Annotated in this window: 15 protein-coding genes and 1 pseudogene; 9 read left to right on the top strand and 7 right to left on the bottom strand. The window is 59.2% G+C overall.

Annotated features, from left to right (window positions below; translation table 11 throughout):
- Positions 1-8 precede the first annotated feature (8 nt).
- Positions 9-299: a hypothetical protein gene (locus D0B32_RS03255; protein WP_117332231.1), complete on the bottom strand. Its 291-nt coding sequence runs from the start codon at positions 297-299 to the stop codon at positions 9-11.
- 182 nt (positions 300-481) lie between these two features.
- Positions 482-688: a hypothetical protein gene (locus D0B32_RS32855; protein WP_259294936.1), complete on the bottom strand. Its 207-nt coding sequence runs from the start codon at positions 686-688 to the stop codon at positions 482-484.
- On the opposite strand from D0B32_RS32855, the gene D0B32_RS03260 reads away from it, so the two are divergent.
- Positions 633-1214: a TetR/AcrR family transcriptional regulator gene (locus tag D0B32_RS03260; RefSeq protein WP_259294925.1), complete on the top strand. Its 582-nt coding sequence runs from the start codon at positions 633-635 to the stop codon at positions 1212-1214. The two genes, D0B32_RS32855 and D0B32_RS03260, sit on opposite strands and share 56 nt — an antisense overlap.
- A 37-nt stretch (positions 1215-1251) precedes the next feature.
- On the opposite strand, the gene D0B32_RS03265 is transcribed toward D0B32_RS03260, so the two are convergent.
- Both D0B32_RS03265 and D0B32_RS03270 read right to left on the bottom strand, forming a co-directional pair.
- The gene (locus tag D0B32_RS03265) at positions 1252-1860 is read right to left on the bottom strand and encodes a hypothetical protein (protein WP_117332233.1); all 609 of its coding nucleotides are present in this window, start codon (positions 1858-1860) and stop codon (positions 1252-1254) included.
- 464 nt (positions 1861-2324) lie between these two features.
- Positions 2325-4124, bottom strand: a complete 1800-nt coding sequence (locus D0B32_RS03270) for a methyl-accepting chemotaxis protein (RefSeq protein ID WP_117332234.1) — start codon at positions 4122-4124, stop codon at positions 2325-2327.
- Between the two features lie 267 nt (positions 4125-4391).
- Between D0B32_RS03270 and D0B32_RS03275 the strand changes: the two genes are divergently transcribed.
- From D0B32_RS03275 to D0B32_RS03290, 5 genes are all read left to right on the top strand, one after another.
- The gene (locus D0B32_RS03275; protein WP_117332235.1) at positions 4392-4931 is read left to right on the top strand and encodes a GNAT family N-acetyltransferase; all 540 of its coding nucleotides are present in this window, start codon (positions 4392-4394) and stop codon (positions 4929-4931) included.
- 91 nt (positions 4932-5022) lie between these two features.
- A complete protein-coding gene (locus D0B32_RS03280; RefSeq protein ID WP_147329483.1) occupies positions 5023-5334 on the top strand; it encodes a hypothetical protein in 312 nt (103 codons plus the stop codon).
- 22 nt (positions 5335-5356) lie between these two features.
- A complete protein-coding gene (locus D0B32_RS03285; RefSeq protein ID WP_117332237.1) occupies positions 5357-6820 on the top strand; it encodes a mechanosensitive ion channel family protein in 1464 nt (487 codons plus the stop codon).
- Between the two features lie 81 nt (positions 6821-6901).
- Positions 6902-7036, top strand: a complete 135-nt coding sequence (locus D0B32_RS33085) for a hypothetical protein (protein WP_310591177.1) — start codon at positions 6902-6904, stop codon at positions 7034-7036.
- Between the two features lie 69 nt (positions 7037-7105).
- Positions 7106-7915, top strand: coding sequence for a sensor domain-containing diguanylate cyclase (locus D0B32_RS03290; RefSeq protein WP_310591178.1), 810 nt, complete (start codon positions 7106-7108; stop codon positions 7913-7915).
- A gap of 7 nt (positions 7916-7922) precedes the next feature.
- Here D0B32_RS03290 and D0B32_RS03295 read toward each other — a convergent pair whose 3' ends face one another.
- The gene (locus D0B32_RS03295) at positions 7923-9446 is read right to left on the bottom strand and encodes a rhomboid family intramembrane serine protease (protein ID WP_117332238.1); all 1524 of its coding nucleotides are present in this window, start codon (positions 9444-9446) and stop codon (positions 7923-7925) included.
- Positions 9447-9710: 264 nt separating this feature from the next.
- On the opposite strand from D0B32_RS03295, the gene blaOXA reads away from it, so the two are divergent.
- From blaOXA to D0B32_RS03310, 3 genes are all read left to right on the top strand, one after another.
- Complete coding sequence (blaOXA, locus tag D0B32_RS03300) at positions 9711-10544, top strand: class D beta-lactamase (RefSeq protein ID WP_117332239.1); 834 nt, start codon at positions 9711-9713, stop codon at positions 10542-10544.
- 713 nt (positions 10545-11257) lie between these two features.
- Positions 11258-13987: a TonB-dependent receptor gene (locus tag D0B32_RS03305; protein WP_117332240.1), complete on the top strand. Its 2730-nt coding sequence runs from the start codon at positions 11258-11260 to the stop codon at positions 13985-13987.
- 342 nt (positions 13988-14329) lie between these two features.
- Positions 14330-15859, top strand: a complete 1530-nt coding sequence (locus D0B32_RS03310) for an FAD-dependent oxidoreductase (protein WP_117332241.1) — start codon at positions 14330-14332, stop codon at positions 15857-15859.
- 92 nt (positions 15860-15951) lie between these two features.
- On the opposite strand, the gene katG is transcribed toward D0B32_RS03310, so the two are convergent.
- On the bottom strand, positions 15952-18219 hold the full coding sequence (katG, locus tag D0B32_RS03315) for a catalase/peroxidase HPI (RefSeq protein WP_117332242.1): 2268 nt from the start codon (positions 18217-18219) through the stop codon (positions 15952-15954).
- A 43-nt stretch (positions 18220-18262) separates the two neighbouring features.
- A pseudogene (locus D0B32_RS03320) lies at positions 18263-18436 on the bottom strand (GTP cyclohydrolase, FolE2/MptA family); the annotation flags it as partial.
- Between the last annotated feature and the right edge of the window lie 51 nt (positions 18437-18487).

The raw sequence follows: 18487 nt of genomic DNA on the forward strand, positions 1-18487 counted from the left end.
TTGAACGCTTACTTGCGGGTGCGATTGTCCGCCACCTGCAAGGATTGATCGGGCGCGACGGACGTCAACACCGTGGCTGGCAGATGCTGCATGTCGTTGGCGTTCACCTTGCCCGCGAACTTCCAGCCTTCCGGCAGCTTGACGAAGGTGAACCCCGTCGGCTTGTCGACGTACACATCGAAGTTTTTCGCGGGCGTGGCCGCGGCCGCCTGGCTGGTTGCGGGCGCTGCCTGCGCGAAGACGGCTGATGAGGCCACGGCAATCGCGGCCGCGATCAAGGTGTGAAGAACGGATTTCATTTCGGGCTCTGTTTCGATAGGGATATAGGGGAAAAATGCATGCCGGAGATGGCACGGTCACGCGTTCACACGGTTGCGGCTAAATATGTGATGATCGATACAAAATATTAAAGCGCAAAACTTGACGCAAATCCAGTGTTTTGTTATGGTCGTTACAAAATAGACGAAGTTACAGGGCAGATTCAACTGGACAATATGCCGGACGGCGCGGTGATGCCCTGCTCAGAGACGTGGAGGAAGGTGATGACTGATTCCGTTGATGCAGCAGCTCCAAAAAAGGTCGGCAGACCCCGAACCTTCGACCGGCATGCAGCGCTGACTAGCGCAATGGAAATGTTCTGGCAAAAAGGCTTTGACGGCTGTGCGATCAGCGATTTGACGGTCGCCATGAACATCAATTCCCCGAGCCTCTACTCCGCATTCGGCAGCAAGGAAGCCTTGTTTCGTGAGGCAGTCGATCTGTACGGTACGCTCGAAGGCGAAGCGACCCGAGCCGCGCTGGCAGGGCCGCGTCGCATTCAGGATGCGCTCGGTACGATGCTCAAGCGCAGCGTAGAGATGTTCACGCGTGGGCCTCAACCACGCGGTTGCATGGTGATGCTCGGCACCCTGAACATCAGCGCCGAGCAAAAAGAATTGCGCGCACTGCTGCACAAACGGCAAAAGCAGATTGTCGACGTGATCCGCAAGCGCATGTTGCTCGCCATGGATGACGGCGAATTCGCGCCGGGCACGGATATCGACGGTCTTTCGATGATGTGTGCGGTGCTGTTCACCGGCCTCGCCGTGCACGCCCACGATGGCGCGGGCCGCGCGAGGCTGAACGCCGCCATCGACGCATTCGTCGCGATGCTGCCCGTCACGGGCAAGTTCAAGAGCGCGTCACGCGGCACAACAACGAAAAATCTTTCCTGACATAACGCGCGGAGCGCGTTGCGTGCCCGAACGTTAGCTAGCGTTCGCCGAAGCCTACTCTAAGCGGCTCGGGATAATGCTGCGTGATCGGATACACGCTCTCCACGGGCCACGCGGGATCAATGAAGTTGGCGGGACTCTCACCCACGCATGAGCCCGGCGTACCCTGAAGCAGGTCGCGCGCCGAGTTCACTATGTTTAGGCTCGAATAGGTATCGGCTGCGACGTATAGCGTCACGTCGGTGCCGTTTCTGATCAGCATGGATGGGCGTCCCACGGAATTGTCTTCCGTCTCTCCCGTTTGAGTGATGACCGGATTGCCCGCGCAGTCGGCGGAAGCAAAAGCCTCGCTTTCCGCATCCGACCACTGGTACTGCGATGCCGATCGTTCGGCCTCCAGCCTCCCGAGCGCAAAGTTTTTGGCACTGTGAATGATGGGAACGAAAGTAAGCGCACCATTCACGGTCAGGAATACGCCACTTACGCCGGACGCGGAAGCAAGGGGTCCTACGAATTTGCCTTGGGCGTCGTAGACATTGGGCGTGTAACGGTCCACGCCGTGGGGTTCCGGTGAATCGAATCCACCCGCCGCGTAAGCCACTGTTGCGCTGCAAGCGAGCATGAATGTGAGCAGGGATGCACGCATCGACGTCTCCTTTGAACGAGCCTTAAAACAGTGAAATCGAAGCAGCCGCAGATGTAATGGGCTACCGTGCCATGTGGGATCAGCGAGAACGTAGGAGGGCTGTCGTCACAGCGGTCTGCTCAGGGATGTGGGGCGAGAAGCGCTAAGGTGCGCCAACGGGATGGTGGCAAAGCGCTTCACCAGACTGTCACGCGTTGCCTGGTTGTTGGTGGACGCGCGCTAAAGGGAAGCACGCAAATCCACACGAGAGTGACTTCGTGAGTCAGCCACGCTTAAAGGCGCGTGGCGAACTGGAGTGTAGTGCACGATTTGCGGGTGCGAAACAACTATTGGACATCTGCCTCGCGAATTCACCGGAGCATGCGGAACCCTGGCGGCAGGTGAGCGTGCCTTGATCGGTCAGGCACGCGTTTGCTCGCCCAGGTGCGCATCCAAAGCTGCCTGCAAAACCACCACCGAACCTGTTAACCGAGCTGGAACTGGTTCACCACTTCCGCGAGACGGCTCGCCTGTTCATGCAGCAGATCGGACGCACCCGTGGCCTGTTCAACGAGCGCCGCGTTACGTTGCGTCGCGTTGTCGAGCTGTGCGACGGCCTGGTTGACCTGCAGGATGCCCGCGCTTTGCTCCGCTGCAGCGGCTGAAATCTCCGTGAGCGTGGTGGTGACCTTCTGCACGTTCGCCACGATATCCGTCATCGTCGTACCGGCGCGCTGCACGAGTTGGGTGCCCGCATCGACGCGATTCACGGAGTCGGTGATCAGGTCCTTGATCTGCCGCGCTGCTTCGGCACTACGCAGCGCGAGCGCCCGCACCTCTCCTGCGACGACTGCGAAGCCGCGTCCCTGCTGACCCGCGCGGGCCGCTTCCACCGCCGCGTTGAGCGCGAGGATGTTGGTCTGAAACGCGATGCCGTCGATCACGCCAATGATGTCCTGGATGCGCGACGAGGCCACGGCGATCTCGTCCATCGTCGAGACCACGTCCGCCACCACCGCGCCGCCTTGCTGGGCGACGCTCGATGCCCGTTGCGCCATCTCGCCGGCGCGCGTCGCTGCGTCAGCGGCATTGCGCATGGTGCCGGCCAGTTCTTCCATCGTGCCGGCGGTTTCTTCGAGGCTGGCCGCGGCTTGCTCGGTACGCGCCGACAGGTCGCGGTTGCCGTGCGAAATCTCCGCCGCGGCGACTTTCACTGAATCGCTGGTGGTGCGGATCTCCCGCAGCACGCGCGACAGCTTGTCGGCGAAGCGGTTGAACGACAGGGCGATCTGGGCCACTTCGTCGCGACCATGGACGGGCAGGCGGGTGGCGAGATCGCCATCGCCCGAGCCGATATCGTCCATCGCGGCACGTACCGCTGACAAACGGCGGAAGGCTGATCCGGTAGCGACGCTCACGATCAAACCGGCAATCAGCGCGATCACCAGCGCCGTTACGAGCGTGGCGCTGACGCTGTTGTGCAGGCCCGTCATGGCGTCTTCCTTGTCCAGCGCGACGACCAGCTTCCAGTTGGTGCCGGCGATGGGCTCGCCCTGCAGCAGTTTGGCGCGCCCGCCTATCTGCGCCTCGAACGGATCGTGGCTCGCGGACAAGCCGCTCAGGGCGGTTTGCGTCAGCGCGGCAGACAGGGTGGTGGCGGGCTTCAGATCGAAGCGGGCCTCTGGATGAGAAATGATGACGCCGCGATCGTCGACGATGAACGCGAAGCTGGCGGGCGAGGGCTGGATACCGCTGACAATGGCATCGACGCGGTCGAGATTGATGTCCGCGGCTACGACGGCCTTGACCTGTCCGCCGTCCAGAATGGGGCGCTCGAACGTGAGCACCAGTTTCTTCGACATGATGTCGGTGTAGGGCGTCGGCACGAACAGCTTGCCGGCGGCCACTGCCTCGGGATACCACGACCCGGTGGTGGGATCGTAATTAGGCGGCATGCCGACATCGTGAGAGAACACGGCGGCGTGCTTGTCCGGCAGGCCCACATAAGCCAGCGCAAAACCGCCGGACGCCTCCAGTTGCTTGAGCGATCGTAAGGGGTCCGTCAGACTGTCAACGGAGAACGCCTCCAGCGCCAGTGAACGTGAGGCAACCCACTCGTCGAGCGCCTGCGCGTTGCCCTCGGCAATGGTGCGTAGATTCTGCTTTAAGGTGGCTTCGTCGACGCGTGCGTTGATGGTGTACGAAACGAATCCCGAGCAGCACAACGCACCTACGACAATCGCGACGCAGGTGGCCGTAATCCGCGCGCGCAAGGTTCCAGGCATGGTCAATTTGGTCTTTGTCCAGACAGAGTTTTTGCGGCCGAATGCATGCCCTCGATGCAAACCCCGAATGCCAGGCGGTTGTGATACCGCTCGATTCGCGCCAGCCACGTTTTGTTCTGTGTTAATCGGCGACCAAAATTAAAGTGTCAATGTGCCAAACGTTTCCCTCTTCTCAGGGCGTTGCCAGGATGCATCAAACGGTCAAACGCCAACGGGTTTGGCGAATCAGCGACAATGCAGGGCCCACGATTCTGTCAAACACCGACCATGAGCCCTATTCGCCTGAGTCGCGCGACCCGCGCGGACGCCGACGATCTGATCGCAGCCAATCGCGCCAATCAGGATTACCACCGGCCGTGGGTCACGGCATTCACCGATCAGGAAGGATTCGATGGCTGGTTTGCGCGCGGACTGACAGGATCGACACTGGGCCTCGTTGCGCGAGAAGTCGCGTCGAACAAGGTGGTCGGCGTCATCAATCTCAGCGAGATCGTGGCGGGTGTTTTTCAGAGTGCTTACCTCGGCTACTACGGCATGTCGGAATTCAATCGGACCGGCCTGATGACAGAAGCGCTGCGGACCGCGGCCGCCTATGCCTTCGATGAACTTGGTTTGCATCGTCTCGAAGCGAATATCCAGCCGCAAAATATCGCTTCGATCGCGCTCGTGCGGCGTGTCGGTTTCAAGCAGGAAGGTTTCTCGCCGCGTTATCTGCGCATTGACGGAGCGTGGCGCGATCACGAGCGTTGGGCGCTGCTGGCCGATGAAGACCACGCAGCAACCGTGGAAATAGCCGCTCGCGATTGACGCGGGAACCAAACAATGAATAATCGTTTCCGCACTGCGGCGTGACCGATTCGGCTGATGGGACGGCCCTGCTTACACAACGAAAGCTCTGTTGCCGCGAGAACAGCAGGTTTTGGGTGAACCTCATTTCAGTTCGCTTTCACCGCGTCTTCCAGGCAATCTGCTGCGCTGCGCCCCTCATCTTTATCGGCAGATTGACGATATCAAGGCGACGAACATTCCGCAGGGGCTAGCGCCCATTCTCCAACCCGGGGTGGCCGAGGGCCTGCATGAGCCGGCGCGGCTCGAATGTTTGCAGCTCGATGCCGGCACTGCGTTCAGGAAAGCGATAGACCTGTTCCCTGGCGGGATTTTGACGCCGGCAAGCTGCACTCGCTTGCGCACGCTGCGCGAGTCAAACTGACACCGCCTCACGGAAACGGGCCATGAATTACCCTTTGCTGCTGGGATTTTTGATCGTCATCGTCGATGTCGTGGTGTGGCGTTCACGGCATCCGACGCATGAGCTTCTGCGGCTCTTCATCCGGCTCGCGCTGTTCGCTGCGCTGAGCTGGGTGCTGTTCAGCGCCGGCTTCAACCCTTTTCACGCAGCGCCCTTTGCCAACGTTGCCGAGATTCACTGGCCAGGGCAGGTTCTCGAAGTGATCTGGTGGATGAAGGGCGCGCGGCTGTTGACGCTCTTCGTCGAGGCGCTCGTGTTGCCGCGCTCCTGGAGAGAACAGCGTCTGTTCTCGGATGTGCTGGCGGCAGTCGTCTATCTGGCCGCGGGTGTGGCTGCGTTTGGCTTCGTGCTCGAGTTGCCGGTAAGAGGGCTGGTGGCCACCTCGGGGGCGCTTGCCATCGTGCTGGGTCTGGCCATTCAGAGCACGCTAAGCGATGTGTTCGCGGGCATCGTGCTCAACACCACGGCGCCGTATTCGGTGGGGGACTGGGTGGTGATTGACGACGTGGAAGGCAAGGTCGTCGAGATGAACTGGCGCGCCACGCATTTGCTGACCGGGCAGGGCAATACGCTGATCGTGCCGAACGCGGTGGCATCGAAGGCAAAGATCCTCAACAACAGCCGGCCTGACAATGTGCACGGCTTCTCGATCATTCTCGAGATCGAACCCGAAGCACGGCCAAAAACGGTACTGGATGCATTGTGCCGCGCACTGACAGGTTGCAACGCGATTCTAGGTTCACCGTCTCCGCATGCCAGCATGAAGTGCACGACGTTGAATTCGGTGCAGTACGAAGTGGTCGGCTTCGTCAATGACATGGACAAGAAGCGGGCCGCCACCAACGAACTGTTCGATCTCTGTCACCGGCACCTTGCCGCCGCCGGCGTGACGTTGCGTGCGCTGAGCGTGCCCGCACCAGCCAACGGCGCGCGTGACCTCAAGGAGGCGTTGATCCGCCGCACGAGTCTGTTCGCGAGCCTGACGGACGACGACGTGACGTGGCTCGCACAACGGCTTTCCCGCCACGAATACGACGCGAACCAGGTGATCATCACGCCGGGAACGATTCCGGATAGTCTGTCCATCGTTCACGCGGGGGTGCTCTCGGTCAAGTTCAGTGATGCCTCCGGCGTGCGCGAAATTGCCCGTCCGGGGCCGGGTGATGCGTTTGGCGAGATCGGCCTGCTCGCGGGGCTGCCCGTGTCCGTGACGGTGTCCACGCTGATTCCCACCGTGCTGTATCGGCTCGGGAAAGATGAAATGACTTCATTTTTACAGGGACATCCTGAAGTCGCGACGCAACTGGTTCAGCTTCTGGCCAGCCGGAAAGACATGTTCGACGAACTGAATGCGCATATGCCCGCTGAAAAGGCGCACGGCCAGTCCATTTTTCAGTGGCTTTTTGGCAAGGTCCGGCATCTGCACGCACTGCGCGATAATGCGTGACCGAATGAACGCACGACTGATGTGCTGCATGCTGCTCAGACAGCAGTTTCTATAGAAAATCCGAATAGCGAGGAACGAAGGATGGAGGAAAAGCTGGAAAGTCTGTCGCGGACGGTCGCGACGGCAGATAGTCTGGAGGCGCTCACCCGACCCCTGCTGGAGATGCTCGAGGTTGTGACGGGGCTGGAATCGACTTACCTGACGTCGATCGACTAGGAGAACGCGGTCCAGTCCATCGAGATTGCCCGCAACACCGGCGAGCTGCTCATTCCAGAAGGCTTGACGGTGCCGTGGTCCGACACGCTGTGCAAGCGCTGCCTGGATCAGGGCCGGCGCGATGTGTCCAACGTCAGTGAAGTGTGGGGCGATTCTCAGGCAGCCGCGGCACTTGGCATCGAGACGTATGCGAGCGCGCCGATCTGCGGCAGCAACGGCGAGGTGATCGGCACGCTGTGCGCGGCGGGCAAGACCAGCCGGAAACTCAGCCCGCGCGCGCGCAGCGCGCTGAACCTCTTTTCAAAGCTGATTGCGCAGCATATCGAGCGCGAACGGCTGCTCGCGCAACTGCAAAGTTCGAACGAGTATCTCACCCGGTTCTCGCTCACGGATTCGCTCACTGAACTGCCGAACCGCAAGGCGCTGCACGATGAACTCGGACGCCTGCTGGCGCGCGCGGCGCGGGACGGTTCCTATGTGCTGGTCGGCATGTTCGATCTGGATGGCTTCAAGCAGATCAACGACCAGTATGGACACATTGCGGGCGATCAACTGCTGAAGCAGTGCGCGGCGCGGCTGTCCGGGATCATCCGCGAGACGGACATGCTGGCGCGCATTGGCGGTGACGAGTTTGCTTTCATCGGGCCGGGTCCTGTCGACGAAGAAGAGGCGCATCTTGCCGCTGCCGAGCTGGCGACGCGCGCCGCCGCGGTGACCGCGGGTGTCTATACGTTACGTGAAGCGCGTCTGACTTACTCGGGTGCGAGTGCCGGCGTGGTCGCGGTGCGGTTTCTGTCCGTGGATCAGGCCATTGGCGCGGCCGATGCGGCGATGTATCAGGCGAAGCGGGAGCGGCAGGTGGGGCGGAGGGGTGGGTAGGGCGATCTCAACGCCGCTCTGTCCGCTTCACATCGTCCAGAATTGCCTGGAGCTGTGCCTGCGCGACAGGGTCCTGGCGTCGCTTGCCCTCAGCTACGTCCGCTGCCAGTGATAGTCCCTGGCACACATCGCTGAAATAGTGCAGCATGCGGTCTTTGCGCGTCGCTTCTGCCGAACCGGCTGTTACTTGCAGACCGGAAACGGTGCCATAAAGTTGATTCCATTCTGGCAAGACAGTGGACCTTATCCGCTGCGCGAATTCGACGCGCTGCGCTTGCGTCGTAGGTTTGCGTGGCAACGCTCGCAGGTCGGTGCTCGCCTGGGCGAGTGTGGGGGCGAGTCGATGCAGCGCCTCGGTAAAATGCATCGCCTCCTGTCTGTCGGGACGCGTGGACAGCGACAAAAGCGTCCATATGAGTCCGCTAATGACGGCGCAGGCGAGGGCGCCTGATGCACCCAGGGTCACGGCGGTCCGTTCATCAGGCGAGCTTGCATTGCTGACTGGAGGGGCAAGCACACAAGCAAGCATGAAACCGCCGATGAGCCCACCGACATGCGCGCCATTGTCGATACCGTGATGCGTGAAACCCCAGAAGAGGTTGTAGCCGGCGAAAAACGCAGCCCAACGGAAGTGCCGGATAAAGATGGAGCGTGGGATGAATTCGGCGTAGCGCAAGACGTAAGCGAGCAGGCCGCCCAATACGCCAAAGATCGCGCCCGAGGCCCCCGCGCTGTTGACGCCGGGGTTCCAAAGCAAGCTCATCAGACTGCCCGTCAGACCGGCAAAAAGATAGAGCGCCATGAAACGCGCATTGCCGAACAGCCGTTCAGCAATGCGCCCGGTCTGCACCAGCACGATCATGTTGAAGGTAATGTGAGTCAGGCTAAAGTGCAGGAAGACGGAAGTCAGTAGCCGCCACCACTGCCCGTTTAACGTATAGGGACCATAGTTGCTGCCGTGGTCGATCAAATACGAGGGCTTTGCGATTAAAAACCCCGCACCGCCTCCAGCCATTGCCAGATAAACGAGCGACGTAACGATAACGATGGCCCACGTGGACCACAGATGGGGCGTGCGTGCCGTAATCTGTTCGAGGAAGCGAAGTCGCTGGTGATTTTCCGTTGCGTAGCGCGGCGTCATCTGGCGCGGCATCGCGGCAACGATTGCGGCAGCATCGTTCTTGTCGTGCGCTCGCAGAATGATTGGCTCGAGTTCGCCGGGACCGTTGAGTAGATCAAACTGGACGAGCCTTCCGTTGACCCGCACGTTGAAAATGTCGGAATGGCTCAATTGCAGATCGGTGTTGAGGTCGGCGCTCAACAAACGTGAAACCGTTGTCTGGATGGATACGCGATCATGCGAAAGGCGCAGCATGCCTTTGCTCTCGAACGATCGCGCCCGTACCTCGCCCCACCCCTTACGCAGACGCGAGCCCAATGCGATGTCGAAACGAAGATCTGTCTGAAACCGGCCAGCGCTTTCGCGCACTTCTGTGTCCACGAATCCCCAAACCGGCTCGCTTTGGCTCATGATTTAATTCATTATGTTGGCAGTGGCGAATGGAAGATGCTCTCGTTCTTTAGCGAATAACGGCACGTGCGATTGCTTCTTTAGAGTCTAGCGTGTCCTTTGTATGATTGGACGTTAATAAGCGCACATTGGCCGAGATTATGGAAATGGCGTGCAATCTGGCGCAATCGTTTGCTTAGGTTTATTGGTCGCGTTCGTCATTTGGTGTGTTAAAACTTGTATGCCTTATGCTTAACCTGGTAAATCGAAGAGAATCAAAAAAAGATGAAATCCCGGTTTCGAATGCTCGCATTGGCAATAGCAGCCGCAATGACGCTAACAACGCCGTCAGCAAACGCCCATACCATCTGCACGCTCGTTGCGGACGCAAGCAGTGGCCACGTCATCACCCAGCAAGGCGATTGCGCTTTTCGTACCACGCCGGCTTCCACCTTCAAGATTGCCATCAGCCTGATGGGTTTCGACTCAGGTTTCCTGAAGGACGCTCACACCCCGACGCTGCCGTATCGCACGGGTTATCCTGACTGGGGCGGCGACGCATGGCGGCAACCCACCGACCCGAGCCGGTGGATCAAATACTCGGTGGTCTGGTTCTCCCAGCAGGTTACCCAATCTTTGGGCATGACGCGTTTTGCAAACTACACCAGGGCATTTGCCTTCGGTAACGCCGATGTTCGCGGGGACAGCCGGCACGACGGTCTCACTCACGCGTGGATCGACTCGTCCCTGCAGATTTCGCCTTTGGAGCAGGTCGCGTTTTTAACGAAAGTCGTCAATCGCACGCTGCCGGTTAGCGGGCACGCCTACGACATGACCAGCCAGATCACCGAAGTCGCCACGTTGGCCGGTGGGTGGGACACGCATGGCAAGACCGGGACAGGATTTCCCGCCAACTCCGACGGTTCGGACGATGAGGCTCACGGCTGGGGATGGTTTGTCGGCTGGGCCACGCGAAATGGCAAAACGCTGGTCTTTGCGCGGCTCATCCAGGATGACGCTGCAACGCCGGGACAAAAGCCAGTCGGGCTACGCGCGCGCGACGCCTTTGTCGCCGAGTTTCCTTCCATAGCCGCGCTTGCAGAAACAAAAAAACCATAAGCGTTTCAGAACCCAACATGGGTATGGCAAGCGCTGCCAGGCCATCGCACAAGCATCCGCGCCGGCACAATGTTGAGAGGCTTACAACTCGCTATCAATTGCGCGAGGCAAGACACGCGCGAGTCTAATCCGCAATCAATCAATACCCCACCTGATCAGATAGCCCAGCCAATGTCGTTGCTATCGAAGCGCTGGAAACCTCCGCTCGACGAGCCGGGCATCAAATGCTCGCCACCAACGACAACCAAAAAAAGCTGTGCAGGCATGTTGCGCGGCTACCACGGAAGTACTTAAAAAACATTAGCTATTGTCTAACAAATTTTGACGTGAGTAATATCGTTCCGCAACGCGTGATACCCGTCTGAGAGAGGGTTTGCCGGCCTTGAACGGGATCGGGTGCGGGTAGGTGGGAAGACAAAACGTCTGGGCGATCAGCTAACCGTTAGCTGGATCGAGGTGCTCACATCATCTCGACGGATCCGGATTTTGCTGTGCCGCAAAACAGGAAATATTTAGTAATCCGATTCAATGGCAGATGACGCTTTGCTGTCCCCGCGAACCTCGTACCTCGACCAGAAGAACGCACGAAGATGCGCTTGCAGCATGGTTCAAAAAGAATTCGGCGCATTGAAGCCGAGAGTCGCGGAGCGATATTCACAAGACGTCGCCCCGTTCAACATCGTGTGGCCTTACCGTTCCGTATGAGGGGAAAAATGAAGCAAAGGGCATTGGCCTTGGCCATAAGAAGAATAATCTGGGCGGAGTTTGCGTTGTCGGCAGCCATAGCGGTTCCGGCATTGGCACAAAGCCAACCAGCTACATCTGCTGCGGCAACAACGGGCACCGCAGCGGCAGCCGCACCGGACGCGGCCTCAGGCGCCGCTGCCACCAAGAACGTCAAGCAGTTGAAGACGTTTGAGGTGACCGGTTCGCTGATCCGTCAGGCAGACAAGACGGGCTTCAATTCGGTTCAGGTCATTTCGCAGAAAGACATTCAGCAGAGCGGCGCCACGACGGTGTCCGACTATCTGCGTCAAACCAGCGCCAACTCGGCGAGTAGCTGGAGCGATGCGAACCCGGACAGCTTCGCGCCCGGCGGCGCAGGTATCGCGTTGCGTGGTCTGAGTGAAAAGTACACGCTGGTGCTGATCGACGGTCAGCGCGCGGCCCCCTACGCCTTTGCAGTGAACGGCACCGATTCGTTCTTCGACCTGAACACGCTGCCGACGAACATGATCGACCGGATCGAAATCGTCAAGACCGGTGCGGTGTCGCAGTACGGTTCGGACGCCATCGCCGGGGTGGTGAACATCATCACCAAGCATGACTTTCAGGGTCTGCAGCTCGATGGCAGCATCGGCGGGGCGCAGCACGGTGGTAACGGTACCGACAACCTGAGCATTCTGGGTGGCTTCGGCAATCTGACCGAAGACGGCTACAACTTCACGGCCGCAGGCAGCTTCTATCACAGCAGCGGCATCACGATGTCGGAGCGCGATACGACCTCCGGCATCAACACGTGGTCGCCGGCGTCGTTCTGGGTGAACCCGAACACGGGCAACGCGGAACCCGCAGGCGCCTGTACCAATGGCAAGATCGTGCCCGCAGCCAACGCCGGCTCGACCTACGGCGCGCTCGGTGGCACCGTTTGCCAGACCAGCATTTCCAATCTGCAGTCGCTCACCCCTGAGTCGGACCGTTCGAACATCAAGGTCCACGGCGACTTCAAGATTACCGACAACATCCAGGGTTGGGTCGATGCGTGGGAGAGCTACAACCAGACCACGCTGCACGGCACGACGGGTGTAGGCGGTATTTCGTGGCTGTCCACGCCGACCATCTACAGCCCGAGCCTCGGCGCGCCTGCTTCGCTCAACACGACCAACCTGGTGGCCGGCAGCAATCCGTACAACCCGTACGGCGCGGATACCGAACTCAACTATCCGTTCCTGAACAATCCGCAGGACGTCACGACGACTTCGAACTTCTATCGTCTTTCGACGGGCTTGAAGGGTGATTTCAGCGTTCCGCATTGGGGCGACTGGAACTGGACGGCGTCGTACGGCCACTCGCAAAGCGAAGTGTCGAACTCGTATTCGAACGAAATCACGGCGGCCGGCTACAACCAGTTGCTGGCGGGCGGCTACAACTTCAACAACCCGGCTTCGACGCCGAATGGTTTGAATGGCGTGTTCGGCACGCTGCAGGATCAGGCCATCTCGAAGCTGGACACGGTCGACGCGACAGTTTCGACGCCGAACCTGTTCACGCTGCCGGCTGGCGATGTTGGCTTCGGTCTGGGTGCGCAGTTCCAGCATCAGAGCGAATCGATCGATACGGCCGCGGGCTGGGCCGATGGCTCGTTCATTTCGCCGGCGTATCAGACGGTGCTCGGTCAGCGCAACGTGGCGGCCGTCTACTATCAGATCGACATTCCTATCATCAAGAACCTGACGTTCAGCCAGTCGAGCCGCTACGACCACTATAGCGACTTCGGCGGTGCGTTCTCGCCGCGCTTCGCGTTGCGTTATCAGCCGGTGCAGGCCTTCACGACCTACGCGTCGTTCAACCGTGGTTTCCGCGCGCCGACGCTGGTCGAAGATGGCCAGGCGAAGAGCTTCGGTTATCAGTCGGCGGTGGACACGGACCCGGCTTCGCCGCAGTACAACCAGCAAGGCAACTACTTCCTGGAAGCGACCGCGGGTAATCCGAATCTGCAACCGGAACGCACGAAGAACTACAACATCGGCTTCGAACTGTCGCCGACGCGCACGACGGATATCGGCTTCGACTGGTACAAGATCGACATCACCAACGTGATCGGTATCGAGCCGCTGCAAGGCCTGGTGGATGCGAACGATCCGTCCGTCGTGGTGCGTCAGCCGTCCGGCCTGATCAACTACGTCAACACGGAGTACATCAACGAGTCCTACCTGAACACGGACGGCTTCGAAGCGACGCTGCGTCAGTCGCTGCCCACGCCGCTCGGTACGTTCACGGTTTCGGCTGACTGGGCGTATGTGTTGAGCTTCAAGACGCCGGGTCTGGCGAACGGTGAGACTAACGCTGCCGGTAACAACAGCGCGATGTACGAAACTTTCGGTGCTTCGTTCCCGCGCTGGAAGGGCAACACGACCTTGAACTGGGCGTATCACCAGTGGAATGCCTCGCTGACGTGGCAATACACCGGTCCTTACGCGCAGGAACTGGTCTCGGGCCCTGGCATCGCGTCGACGGTTGCATCGTATAGCCAGTTCAACCTGTACGCGCAATACACGGGCTTCAAGCACTGGACGCTGTACGCCGGCATCGACAACATCTTCAACCGTGCGCCGCCGTATGACCCGTACTGGTTCAACAGCATCGACCAGACGGGCTACGATACATCGCTGTACTCGTACGTGGGCCGTTACGCTCAGATCGGCGCGACGTACAAGTTCTGACGTGTTGTAGAAACGCGCTGTTGAAAGGGCACTTGTCAGTGCCCTTTCAGGCCGCCCCAGATAGCGGATTTTTGCCTCACTGGGGCGGCGGTTTTTTTCGATTCGATGGACGGTGGGTCTTTCGTTCATCTCTCATCTATCCGATCGCGCTCTCACTCTATACAACAAGCAGCGGCACGCCCGTCGCCGCTATCGTGACAGTATCTACGCCCACTTTATCAATTCGTCGTCAGGTTGATGGATTGCGGATCCGCACGTCTTAACTATGGAATCCGTCCCGAGGTATTACGCTTGCGTCGTAGACGTGCGAGCGGGGATGGATGACTACGTGTGGAGGGTCACATGAGCGGTAATGCACACGACGACGCCGATCCGGATCTCACCGCAGGCGTCCCAATCAGTTCGATCGGAGACGCTGGCCTGTTCGCAGGACATGTCGGTGACGATGCGGTCATGATTGCGCGGGTCGGTGATAGCTTCCTCGCCGTAGATGCGGCTTGTACGCATTACCACGCTCCGCTTACGGAAGGTCTGATCGTTGGCGACACGGTGCGGTGCCCTTGGCATCACGCATGTTTTAATCTGCGTACGGGCGAAGCGGAGCGGGCGCCGGCTTTTAGTCCGCTCGCGTGTTGGTCTACTTCAGTTCAAGGTGACAAAGTCTATGTTTTGAAAAGGATGAGTCCGCCAGCCAGTCCCGTGTCATTACCGAACCCAGCAGTGCCACAAAGGATCGTCATTGTCGGCGCAGGGGCAGCCGGTTTTGCAGCGGTTGAGCGTCTAAGGCGAATCGGTTATGCGGGTAGCCTCACGTTGCTCAGTGACGACGCGGCGCCACCCGTGGATCGACCAAACCTCTCCAAAGATTATCTGGCGGGCACAGCGCCTGCGGAGTGGCTGCCACTTCGCGACGACGCGTTCTACACACAACAACGCATTGACCTTCGCTTGAACGCGAACGTCGCCCGCATTCACATCGTCTCGAAGGAAGTAGAACTCGGGGATGGAGGCAAGATACCGTTCGATCGCCTGTTGCTTTGCACTGGCGCGGAGGCTAGTCGGTTATCCGGTCCGGGTCTGGATCTGCCACATGTGCATACTCTGCGCTCTCTCGAAGACAGCCGCGCTATCAGCGCTCGTGCGGCGAATGCGCGTCGGGCTGTGGTCGTTGGAGCAAGCTTCATAGGTCTGGAAGCAGCAGCGGCACTACGCACGCGCGGGCTGGAGGTTCACGTTGTCGCGCGAGACCGATGTCCGATGGAACGCGTCCTGGGCGCAGAGATGGGTGCTTTTATCCAGCGGCTGCATGAGGACCACGGCGTCATTTTTCACCTGGAAAATACCGTACTTGCGATTGATGAGAAACAGGTGTCGCTCAAAATGGGTGGCAGCATCGATGCTGATCTGGTCGTGATTGGAGTCGGCGTGCGGCCGAATCTGACTCTGGCAGAGCAGGCCGGTCTGACGATCGACCGAGGCGTCAAGGTCGATGCGTATTTGCAGACCAGCGTTCCAGGTATTTTTGCCGCAGGCGACATCGCCCGCTGGCCCGATCCACACAGTGGCGCCGACATACGAGTGGAGCATTGGGTCGTCGCACAGCGTCAAGGACAAACGGGCGCGTTGAACATGTTGGGCGGTCGTGAGAGGTTCGACGCGGTCCCCTTCTTCTGGAGCCAGCACTATGATGTTCCGATCAACTATGTTGGGCACGCAGAAAGTTGGGATGCCATCGCAGTGGACGGCAATATCGCAGCGCGCGATTGCGCGCTGCGATACATGCGCAGTGGGCGTGTGATTGCCGTGGCGACAATAAATCGTGATATCGAGTGCCTGCGGGCCGAAGTAGGAATGGAGCGTGAGCGCGTCTGATGTTCGACGTTTTGGCGTATGACCTGTCGTCGCACGAGACATCTCATCAAAGTTGCCACCGGGCATACCCGGTGGCAACGACGCAAGGCGTCTCAACGAGCGAGATCGAATCGATCTAGCGACATCACTTTCGACCATGAGAGCACGAAATCATCCAGGAATTTCTGTTGCGCATCGGCGCTTGCGTATACCTCGCAAATAGCGCGAAGTTGCGCGTTCGCGCCGAACGCGAGATCGACCCGCGTTCCGGTCCATTTCAGCTCTCCTGATTTTCGATCGTAGCCTTCAAATATGTCTGGAGAGGAAGTACCTGGCTTCCATGCTGTTCCCATATCAAGCAGATTCCGGAAAAAATCATTGGTTAGTACTTGCGGGCGGTTGGTGAAAACGCCATGAAGATCATTTCCGGTGTTCGCCTTCAAGACACGCAGTCCACCAATGAGCACGGTCATCTCTGGCGCAGTCAGCGTCAATAGTTGTGCTTTGTCGATCAGTTGATGCTCGACAGGCACCCCGCATGGTCCTTTTACGAAGTTCCGGAAACCGTCGGCGAACGGCTCCAATGCGGCAAACGAATGCTCATCGGTTTGCTCGACCAACGCATCCGTGCGTCCAGGCGTGAACGGGACCCGCGCATTGTGACCAGCGGCTTCAGCTGCCTGCTCGATAGCCGCCCCTCCAGACAACACAATCAGATCTGCCAGTGAGATTTTCTTGCCGCCCGTCGCCGTTTTGTTAAAGCTGTCGCGGATCTCACCGAGAACAGCTAGGACGCGCTGCAGCCTGGGGGGCTCGTTGACCGCCCAGTCTTTCTGAGGTGCGAGACGAACACGCGCGCCATTGGCGCCGCCACGTTTGTCAGAACCGCGGAACGAAGACGCCGACGCCCAAGCGGTCCACACCAGATCGGAGATGGATAGTCCCGACGCGAGTACCTGTTCCTTTATAGTCGCCGCGTCCTTATCGTCGATAAGCGGATGATCTGCAGCAGGAACCGGATCTTGCCAGATCAATTCTTCGGCTGGTACTTCTGGACCGAGGTAGCGGACACGCGGTCCCATGTCGCGATGTGTCAACTTAAACCATGCTCGGGCAAATGCGTCGGCGAACTCGTCAGGATTTGCCATGAAATGCCGGGATATTTTTTCGTATGCCGGGTCATAGCGGAGCGAGAGGTCAGTGGTGAGCATCGTTGGCAACAGCTTTTTGGTTGAATCGTACGCATGTGGAACAGTGGCCTTTGCGTCCTTTGCAACCCATTGATGAGCACCAGCGGGGCTTTTGGATAGCTCCCATTCATACCCGAAAAGATTCAGAAAGAACCCCATGCCCCATTGGGTTGGTGTGTTACTCCAGGTGACCTCGATCCCACTCGTTATTGCGTCAGGTCCTGTGCCCGTTCCATAACTGTTCTTCCAGCCCAGACCCTGGTTTTCCAGACCAGCCGCTTCCGGCTCCGGACCCACATGACTGGCGGGGGCGGCACCGTGAGTTTTGCCGAAAGTGTGTCCGCCGGCGATCAGGGCGACGGTCTCATAGTCATTCATAGCCATGCGACCGAACACTTCACGAATGTCCACCGTCGCGGCGATCGGATCGGGGTTGCCATCTGGGCCTTCGGGATTCACGTAAATCAGGCCCATTTGTACTGACGCGAGTGGATTTTCCAGGTGACGACCGCTGGAGGTGCGGCTGGTTTGCTCGCCATGCGTCTCCTTGTCGGCGACGACTACGCCATCCGAATCTTCGTCGCGCGGTGCGGAGCCCTTTCCGTACCGAAAGTCATCGCCAAGCCACGTTTTCTCCCTACCCCAGTAGACGTCCTGGTCTGACTCCCACGTGTCTTCTCGGCCGCCGCCAAATCCGAACGTCTTGAATCCCATGCTTTCCAGGGCGACGTTCCCCGTGAGAGTGATCAGGTCAGCCCAGGAAACACTTTGACCGTACTTCTGTTTGACTGGCCAGAGTAAGCGTCGCGCCTTATCGAGGCTAACGTTGTCTGGCCAGCTATTAAGAGGCGCGAATCGTTGTTGACCGCGCCCGCCACCCCCGCGTCCGTCCCCGGTGCGGTATGTACCGGCGCTGTGCCAGGCCATACGAATGAACAGTCCACCGTAGTGCCCAAAGTCTGCGGGCCACCACGACTGGGAGTTGGTCATTACCGCGGCGATGTCTTTTTTCAGGGCATGGAAGTCCACTCGCCTGAATGCCTCGGCATAGTTGAATCCCTTGTCGAGTGGGTTCGACTTGCTTGAGTGTTGACTAAGCAAATCAAGACGAAGCTGGTTTGGCCACCAATCGCGATTGGTCGTACCATCTCCGGCAGTGTGGGAGAAAGGGCATCTCGTGTCGCTTGACATGTACAAACTCCGTATCAAAGGAAAGTCAAAGGCTGACGGTGGCGTCCCCGGCTAGATGCACGCCGAGATTCCATGTACCGACCGTCGACTGTGTACCGCCGTTCGGTGTTCGCACTGAAATCGGGTGACGCACTCCTTTAATCCCGACACGCTGAATCGGAATCTGTCGGGTATCGGGCGTGCCTTGTACGTCGGGCATGATGAGAGCGAGATCCATCCGCTTAGACTGACTCGCGACTCGACCACTGGCTGGTGCGTTTTGCGGTTT

The organism is Paraburkholderia sp. DHOC27, from assembly GCF_003429005.1.
Classification (GTDB): Bacteria; Pseudomonadota; Gammaproteobacteria; order Burkholderiales; family Burkholderiaceae; genus Paraburkholderia.